Annotated in this window: 8 protein-coding genes; all 8 read right to left on the bottom strand. The window is 63.3% G+C overall.

The features are described from left to right. Nucleotides 1-557: 557 nt before the first annotated feature. Nucleotides 558-815 carry a hypothetical protein gene (locus tag EN884_RS15485; RefSeq protein WP_024503578.1) on the bottom strand — a complete coding sequence of 86 codons (258 nt, stop codon included), beginning with the start codon at nt 813-815 and terminating at the stop codon, nt 558-560. A gap of 170 nt (nt 816-985) precedes the next feature. Continuing rightward, nucleotides 986-1,153, bottom strand: a complete 168-nt coding sequence (rpmG, locus tag EN884_RS15480) for a 50S ribosomal protein L33 (RefSeq protein WP_006201775.1) — start codon at nt 1,151-1,153, stop codon at nt 986-988. A gap of 153 nt (nt 1,154-1,306) precedes the next feature. After that, the gene (locus EN884_RS15475; protein ID WP_024503577.1) at nt 1,307-1,765 is read right to left on the bottom strand and encodes a hypothetical protein; all 459 of its coding nucleotides are present in this window, start codon (nt 1,763-1,765) and stop codon (nt 1,307-1,309) included. A 111-nt stretch (nt 1,766-1,876) separates the two neighbouring features. Beyond that, entirely contained in the window at nt 1,877-3,055 is a 1,179-nt protein-coding gene (locus tag EN884_RS15470) for an MFS transporter (RefSeq protein ID WP_024503576.1), read from the bottom strand. Between the two features lie 75 nt (nt 3,056-3,130). Continuing rightward, a complete protein-coding gene (locus EN884_RS15465) occupies nt 3,131-3,871 on the bottom strand; it encodes an NUDIX domain-containing protein (protein ID WP_063167899.1) in 741 nt (246 codons plus the stop codon). A gap of 86 nt (nt 3,872-3,957) precedes the next feature. Then, nucleotides 3,958-4,392 carry a DUF983 domain-containing protein gene (locus EN884_RS15460; RefSeq protein ID WP_024503574.1) on the bottom strand — a complete coding sequence of 145 codons (435 nt, stop codon included), beginning with the start codon at nt 4,390-4,392 and terminating at the stop codon, nt 3,958-3,960. Between the two features lie 11 nt (nt 4,393-4,403). After that, nucleotides 4,404-6,722 (bottom strand): ribonuclease R, encoded by a 2,319-nt coding sequence (rnr, locus tag EN884_RS15455; RefSeq protein WP_063167900.1) that lies wholly within the window; start codon nt 6,720-6,722, stop codon nt 4,404-4,406. Nucleotides 6,723-6,728: 6 nt separating this feature from the next. Further along, nucleotides 6,729-8,684, bottom strand: a 1,956-nt coding sequence (gene topA, locus EN884_RS15450) for a type I DNA topoisomerase (protein WP_128360614.1), incomplete at its 5' end; no start/stop codon positions are given.

Below are 8,684 nucleotides of genomic sequence, written 5' to 3'. Positions count from 1 at the left end.
TAACAGGATCGCTCGGACCTTTGCGTCTAGGGCGCAAGACCTTAGTCCCGCCGTCTTCTCAAAAGAACGGAGGTCATTTCGCCGCGAACTAGGCCACCGTCGGAGTTAGTCAACACCGACGGTGGCCCCTGCAATATGGGCGAGTGGGTTGTGTGCGGATATGGTGTGATCGCGGAAGGCGATTGTAGACCGCTAACCGCGAGGGCTTCTTTTGGACAGCGGCGAGCTGTCCAACGGGTTTTCAGCCGATTTGGCCGATCGCCGCTCCTTCAGCCACAGGGACTTCTTTCTCCTTGCCAGGTTCTCGTCTCGAACGCTGTCTTCGGCGGTCACTCCGCCATGCATCGCGGCAATCACGTAGTCGGCTCTGTTGGTTCGAAAGTCGCCTTTTTGTACGGACATCGTTTTCTCCCAGTGCGAGGCATTTCCCCCCTTTTTGCCTGACGCTGAAACTAACTACTTATCCGTGGTGCAAGTCTACCAATTGGCGATTGTATTAAAACGATACACTCAGATGGTGCGATCGCACGAGAGGAGCCCATCCTGGCGAGGCTTCTTCATTGACCCTGTTGTGATCCTTGCGGGGGTGCCGCGGCGGGAGGTGTCGGAGCCTGCGGTGCGGGTTCCGTGGAAGGCGTGGCGGGGCTGTCAGGCTGAGGTGCAGGCGGTGCGGCCTCTTCCTCAGTCAGAACCTGGTCAGTCCTGGCCTTGATCTCATCGGCCGTCTGCTGGCTTATCAGCCCGTTGCTGACGGCAAAGCCAGCAGCCAGAGCGACAAGGGCTGCAATGATTGCAGCTTTCAACTTCTTCGACATCCATAGGCGCCTTATTCGTGACACCCAACCCACGGCCAAGGGTGCCGCAACCATGGCTAAGGGTCAATCCTTTGGCTGGAGTCTCTGCTCGGATGCAACGAAATCAACTGTTACAAACGAAAAACGCCGCCCATTGGGCGGCGTTTCGGCATTGCGGCGGGAAACCCGGATTACTTGATCTTGGTTTCCTTGAACTCGACGTGCTTCTTGGCGACCGGGTCGTACTTGCGGAACGACAGCTTGTCGGTCTTGGTGCGGCTGTTCTTGCTGGTCACGTAGAAGAAACCGGTGTCGGCGGTCGACAGAAGCTTGATCTTGATGTTTGCGGCTTTGGCCATGATATCAGTCCGTTTGTTCGTGGGGTTTTGGCCGCTGGAGCACGGGGAAACACCCGGACGCGGGAAACTTGGCGCGACACATAAAGAACGCGCCCGGAAAGTCAAGCCCGGTAGGCCTTGTGCGACCCACCAGAGCCGGCTCGGGAGCGGAAATCATGCGGTTTCCGTCGCCGATGCCGCAACCTTCTTCCAGTCTCCGGTCGTGTTCCACCAGCGATTCGGATTGGCGCGGTCGTCCAGCCCCTTGGAACGGCTGGCGAGAATCGGCTGAATGCGGATCACCGGTTCCTGGTAGGAGTGCGCCTGGAAAATCGCCTCGACGACGCGGGCGGCCAGCGCCTGGTCGTCCGGCAGTTCGAAGGAAACCTCGACCGTGCCGGGGCGCCGCCGCAATTCGGTTTCGGCGCCGGCGGCCGCACCGTCAAGCGGCCTGTAGCGTTCGATGCCGTGCGCCGACTGATAGGCATTGCGGTCATATTTGCCCATGGCCAGCGGCGCGATCGCCACCACGGCATCCATGATGCGGTCGACGTCGGCGGCCGGAGCCTGGAAGGTCACGAGCAGAAGCAGTGTCATTCGTAGCGATGTGGTTTCAAAGCCGCTGTCGATCATGGAAGTGTCCTCAAGTGTTTTGGGACACCTTTTTAGCCCTGTGCTCCTGACACGGTTCTGTCAGCAGCCTGTCACCGTGCCGTGCCAAATGCATGGCAGGCCGCAGTCGCGCTACAGCAGGATCTTGCGAACCAACCTGACGGCGACCAAAGCGATATAGGCGGCGAAGAACAGGCCGAGCGACCAGCCGAAGCCGGACGGGCCGAACGCATCCATGCCGATGCCGATCGCCTGCGGCCCGAGCACCATGCCGACGCCGTAGCACAGCACGAAGGCGGCATTGGCCGACGCCAGTTCATGGCCGGAAAGCTGCGAGCCGAGATGGGCAAGGCCGATCGTGTACATGGCAGCGACGACGCCGCCCCAGACGAACAGAAGCGCGGCCATCAAATGCCAATTCTGGGCGAAGAAGGGCATGAACACGGTGCCGATAAGACCGACCGTCGCGCAGGCAATCAGCAGGTAGCGGCGATCGCTGACGCGGTCGCTGATCATGCCGATCGGGATCTGCAACAACACATTGCCGAGGCCGATCATGGTCAGCAGAAGGGCCGCATCGGCCTCGGAATAGCCGATTCGGCTGCCGTAGATCGGGAACAGCGCAAAGCCGCCGGTTTCCACCGCGCCGAACACCAGCACGGCAGCGGTCGCCGACGGCACCAGCCAGATGTAGCGCAGGAAATTGCTGGTTTCGCCATCCGAGGCGATCGACGGGCTCTCGTTGCGTGCTGCCAGCACGGGTATGGCCGCCAGCGTCACCAACGCGATGATGACGCCGAACGGCCTGAAGCCGGAACTGCCGAGATGAGCGAACAGCCACGGTCCGGCGGCAAAGCCGAGCGACAGGACAGTGGCGTAGATGCCAAGGACAAGGCCGCGCCGGTGCGGCGGCGCCGAGGTGCTGATCCAGAATTCAGACAGGATGAACAGCACCGTCAGCGCAATGTGCAGCACGATGCGCAGTGGAAACCACATCCAGAAATCGGGTGCGAAATGGAAGCCGACAAAGGCCAGCGCGCCGGCGGCGATCATGGCGATCATGGTCCAGGCAACGCCGAAGCGCATGGCGAGCGGGGTCGCCAGCGGCGCACCGGCGATCGAGGCGAGGCCGGCGACGGCGGTGTTGAGGCCGATCATCGAAGCCGAGTGGCCGCGTGTTTCAAGGATGACGCTGAGCAGCGGCATGCCGAGGCCGATGGCGATGCCGACGACGCTGATCGACGAGATCGCCGCCACCATCGGCAGCCAGTGTACGCGCTCGTCGCCCTTTGGTTGGGTATCGACCGTCATGGATGCTGAATACTCTGTCTGTTTGATCTTACGCAATTCGGACGGAAAACCGCGTCACACTTTCCTGGAATTGCTCTAGAGAAGTTCGCGGATGAAGCGCCTGCGGACCAGCCGGTAGAAGGGCACGGGACCGCCTGGACGCAACAGCGGATCATGGGCGAGGCGCTTTTCCAACTCGTCCAGGATCATTCGGGTGATGTCGGGTATGTCGGCTTCCCTGGCCTTGGCAAGCGGCAGCCAGACCAGCTCTTCCAGTTCGTTGGTCGGACCGCCACCGGGCAGCTCGACCGCGACGTCGTCACGCCAGGCGCTGAAGAAACGGGTGTCGAAGCGGCGCACCCGGTTGGGCGGCGTGATGGCGCGCGCGACGAAGCGCAGCATGTCGAGAGAGGGTTGCACGCCGTGTTCGGCAAAGCCTTGCCAGTCGGATCTGGGGGTTGCGAAAGCACCCTTGCGGCCGATCAGCAGCCCGGCTTCCTCATAGGTCTCTCGGATGGCCGACAGGGCGATGGCGCGGGCTCGTGCGGCGCTTGTGCGCCCCGGCCCGGCGATCAGCTTGGCTTCCTGCTTCGGGTGCAGGGCGGCGACGACCGGTATGCGGCTATCGGCCGGATCGGTGCGGCCGCCGGGAAAGACGAACTTGCCCGGCATGAAGGCGTGGCCGGCATGGCGGCGACCCATCAGAACCAGTACGTCGTCGTCCTTGCGGTCGAGCAGGATGAGGGTTGCCGCGTCGCGCGGGCGAATTGGCCGGCCGCTATGAGCGATCATGCTCCGCTCGATCCTGTCGACTTCCGCCTTGGTCATACCGTCCATGCGCAGGACCTAGCGGAAACTTCTGGCAAGCGAAAGTGGCCTTTCACGGTCGGTATGTTGCGCCAGGCAGCATTCTTGGCTGCGGCCTAGGCTCCGGGATGCGGCTCGATCACGTCGTGCTCGCCGCCGAAGCCGTGCATATAGAAGGCCCATTGCAGTCCGATGACGGCACCCTTGACCGGCTGCAGCAGCGCAACCGACAAAAGGATGGTCAGCGGCACCCAGATGGCGATGTGCTGCCATATGGACAAAGTCGACGTCGCCTCCACGCCCATGAAGGCGCCCAGCACGATGTGGCCGACGATGACGATGACGAGGTAGGCCGGCAGGTCGTCGGCCCGGTGGTGATGCAATTCCTCGCCGCAGACGCCGCATGTGTCGACGGTCTTGGTAAAAGCGCGAAACAGCTTGCCTTCGCCGCAATGCGGGCAGCGGCCGAGCAGGCCGCGCTTCATCGCCGTCCACAGCGGGCGTGCGGCCCGGCCCGAGTGATGTTCTCCGCCGAAAACCTGTTCTTCCATGGCTGTTGTCATCATCGTCTCCTGCCGCGCGAACCCGGTCGCGATTGCGACGCGCGGGCGCGGCCCTTGGCCTTGTGAAACGACCGCTTGGAGCCCGGCAGAGGCTTTGGGTCGGTCAACATCTCGAAGCGCATCGCGCCGGCCATCGGCGCCACCTCGATAAGCCGGACCTCGACGCGGTCCGCGAGTTGGTAGCCTTTGCCAGAGCGTTCTCCGAACAGGGAGCGAGCCGTTTCATCGTATATATAGTAATCGCCGCCCAGAGTTGACACCGGGATGAAACCATCCGCGCCGTACTGCGGCAATTGGACAAATAGTCCTGATTTGGTGACGCCGGAGATGCGGGCATCGAACCGGTCATCGACGCGTTCGGCGAGATAGGCGGCGATCAGACGGTCGACCGTGTCCCGCTCGGCCGCCATTGCGCGGCGTTCCGTGCCGGAGATCTGCACCGCGACATCTTCGAGCCGTGCCGCTTCGTCCTGCGTCAGCCCACCCGGACCCAGTCCGAGTGCGGCAATAAGTCCGCGATGCACGATCAAATCGGCATAGCGGCGGATCGGCGAGGTGAAATGGGCGTAGCGGCGGAGGTTGAGACCGAAATGGCCGATGTTCTTTGGCGAGTATTCGGCCTGGCTCTGCGAGCGCAGCACCACTTCGTTGACAAGGCCTTCATTGTCGGCGCCGCGCACGCGCTCCAAAATGCCGTTGAACTGGCTTGGCTGCATCTGCGCGCCGCGCGCCAGTGACAGGCCCAATGTCTGCAGGAACTCGCGCAGCGATTCCTGCTTGGCGAGCGACGGCGCGTCGTGGACGCGATAGACCAGCTCCTGCTTCTTCGCCTCCAGCGTCTCGGCCGCGGCGACATTGGCCTGGATCATGAATTCTTCGATGAGCTTGTGGGCATCGAGCCGCTCCGGCACGATGACGCGGTCGACGGTGCCGTCCGGCTTGAGTACGATCTTGCGCTCCGGCAGATCGAGTTCGAGCGGCTGGCGGCCATCGCGGCCGCGCTTCAGGATCGCATAGGCGTCCCACAGTGGCTTCAGCACGGTTTCGAGGATCGGGCCTGTCTTGTCGTCTGGCGCACCGTCGATCGCCGCCTGAGCCTGTTGGTAGGCGAGCTTTGCCGCCGACTTCATCATGACGCGATGGAAGGTGTGCCTGAGCTTGCGGCCCTCGGCCGAAAAGATCATGCGCACTGCCAATGCCGGCCGGTCCTGGCCCTCGCGCAGCGAGCAGAGATCGTTGGAGATGCGCTCGGGCAGCATCGGCACGACACGATCCGGGAAATAGACCGAGTTGCCGCGCTTCAGCGCTTCGCGGTCGAGTGCAGTGCCATAGCGCACATAGGCGGCGACGTCGGCGATCGCCACGGTGGCAACCACGCCGCCGGGGTTCTTCTCGTCGAGATCCGGCGTGGCGAAGACGGCGTCGTCATGGTCCTTGGCGTCGGCCGGATCGATGGTGATCAGCGGCAGGTCGCGCCAATCCTCGCGGTGATCCAGCGTCGCCGGCTTGATCGCTTCGGATTCTGCGATGACGTCGGCCGGGAAGATATGCGGAATGTCGTGCGCATGGATGGCGATCATAGAGACCGCCTTTTCGCTGGTCAGAGAGCCCAGCACGTTGAGCACCTTGGCTCTCGGCAAGCCGAAACGGGAGGCTCGCGCCGGCTCGACCTCGACCAGGTCGCCATTCTTGGCGCCGTTCTGGAATTCCTTGTCGACGATCAGTTCGGGCTGGCGCCGTTCCACCGGTTCGATACGGAAGGTGCCGTCCTGCAGGATGCGAAAGATACCGAGCACGGCATCGGTGCGCTTTTCGAAAATCTTCACCACCCGCCCGGTGTAGGCGGGGCCGCCCAGGGCGACGTTCGTGTCGTCGGCGGGAAAGGTCTTGGCCAGCACGCGGTCGCCAATGCCGGGCGCCGGTCCACTGCCACTGCGCGACAGGCGGATGGAAACGATGGGCGGCGGCCCATTGGCTGTGTGTTCGGTTGGGCGCGCCAAGAGCACGCCATCGGCATCGCGGTCGAAAATATCGAGGACCGTGACATGGGGCAGGGCACCGACGCGGGCCAGCCCCTTGCGCTCCTTGGTGAGGACGCCTTCGTCCTGCAGGTCGCGCAAAATATCCTTCAGCCAGATGCGGTCGTCGCCGCGCAGCGCGAACGCCTTCGCGATGTCGCGCTTGCCGGCGCGATCGGGATTTTCGGCAATGTAGCGCAGGATTTCGTCACGCGACGGCCGATAGTCGTCCTTGACCTTGGCCCTGGTGTCGGCGGTGCGCGGATCGCCGTGGGTTCTGCCGGTGATCTTGCGCGCCACGCTGTCCTACCCTTTTTTCTTCGCGGCCGGCTTCTTCGCAGCCGGCTTCTTGGCGGCTACTTTCTTGGTTGCCGGAGCTTTGGCCGCGGCCGCCTTGCGGAACGGCTTCTTGCCGCCGCCGCCCTTGGCTTCCTTCTCGGCAATCAGCGCCAGCGCATCCTCCATCGTCACCGACTGGGGATCCTTGCCCTTGGGCAGCGTAGCATTGACCTTGCCGAAATTCACGTAAGGCCCGTATTTGCCGTCGCGCACGACGATCTTGCCGCCGCCATCGGGGTGGTCGCCGAGCTCCTTGAGCGCAGCGGCCGTGCCGCCATTGCGGCCACCCTTGCCCTTCAGCTGCTTCTCGGCGATCACCGACACGGCGCGGTTGAGGCCGATCGAGAACACGTCCTCGATGCTTTCGAGATTGGCATAGGTGCCGTCATGCAGCACGAACGGACCGTAACGGCCGAGCCCGGCCGAGATCATCTTGGCCGTTTCCGGATGCTGGCCGACATCGCGCGGCAGCGACAGCAGCGCCAGCGCCTTTTCGTGGTCGATCGACTCTGCCGTCCAGCCCTTGGGCAGGCTGGAGCGCTTGGCTTCCTTGCCGTCGCCGCGTTGCAGATAGGGGCCGAAGCGGCCGCTGCGCAGCGTGATTTCCTCTGACGTATAGGGGTCCTTGCCGATGACCTTGGTGCCGTCTTCGCCGCCGCCATTCTCGCCATTGGAGTTGGCGGCATCGCCGAGCTGGCGGGTGAAGGAGCATTCGGGATAGTTGGAGCAGCCGACAAAGGCGCCGAACTTGCCGAGCTTCAGCGACAGATTGCCGGTGCCGCATTTCGGGCAGATGCGTGGATTCGAACCGTCTTCGCGCGCGGGGAACACCAGCGGCGCCAGCTCTTCATTGAGCGCATCCAGCACGTCGGTGACGCGCAGTTCCTTGATGTCGGCGACGGCGCCGGAAAAATCCTTCCAGAAATCGCGCAGCACGTCCTTCCAGGCGAGCTTGCCGTCCGAAATCTCGTCGAGCTTTTCCTCGAGGGACGCGGTGAAGTCGTACTCGACATAGCGCTTGAAGAAGCTTTCGAGGAAAGCCGACAGCAGCCGGCCCTTGGCCTGCGGCACCAGCCGGCGCTTGTCGATGGTGACATAGTCGCGGTCCTCGAGCGTCTTCAGGATCGCCGTATAGGTAGAAGGCCGGCCGATGCCGAGCTCTTCCAGCTTCTTGATCAGCGACGCTTCGGAGTAACGCGGCGGCGGCTCGGTGGTGTGCTGGGTGGCGTTGATCGCCTGGCGGGCAAGCTGCTCGCCGGCACGGATCTCGGGCAGGCGACGATTTTCCTCGTCTTCCGCATCGTCGTCCTTCTGGTCGGTGTATGCGGCGATGAAACCGTCGAACCGAACGACCGAACCGATGGCACGCAGCTCCGCGGTGCGCGATCCATTGACCGCCTCGATCTCGGCGGTGGTGCGCTCGATTTCGGCCGGCTGCATCTGGCTGGCGATGGCGCGCTTCCAGATCAGCTCATAGAGCCGCATCTGGTCGGAATCGAGATATTGCCTGACCGATGCCGGGGTACGCATGAAATCCGTCGGGCGGATCGCTTCGTGCGCTTCCTGGGCGTTCTTGGCTTTGGCCGTATATTGGCGCGGCTTTTCCGGCAGGTATTTCGGACCGAATTCCTTGGCAATGGCATCGCGTGCGGCGTCGATCGCCTCGGGTGCCATCTGCACGCCGTCGGTTCGCATATAGGTGATCAGACCGGTGGTCTCGCCGCCGATCTCCATGCCTTCATAGAGGCGTTGCGCCACCTGCATGGTGCGGCTGGCCGAGAAGCCGAGACCCGACGAGGCGGCCTGCTGCAGCGTCGAGGTGGTGAAGGGCGGGCCGGGATTGCGCTTGGTCGGCTTGGCTTCCACCGACACCGCCTTGAAGGTCGCGCCTTCGAGCATCGACTTGATGTCGTCGGCCTGCGC

It is taken from the genome of Mesorhizobium sp. M7A.F.Ca.AU.001.01.1.1, assembly GCF_004022735.1.
GTDB lineage: Bacteria > Pseudomonadota > Alphaproteobacteria > Rhizobiales > Rhizobiaceae > Mesorhizobium > Mesorhizobium ciceri.
The sequence above is the reverse complement of the archived record's forward strand: the minus strand, read 5'-3'. Positions and strand labels throughout refer to the sequence as shown.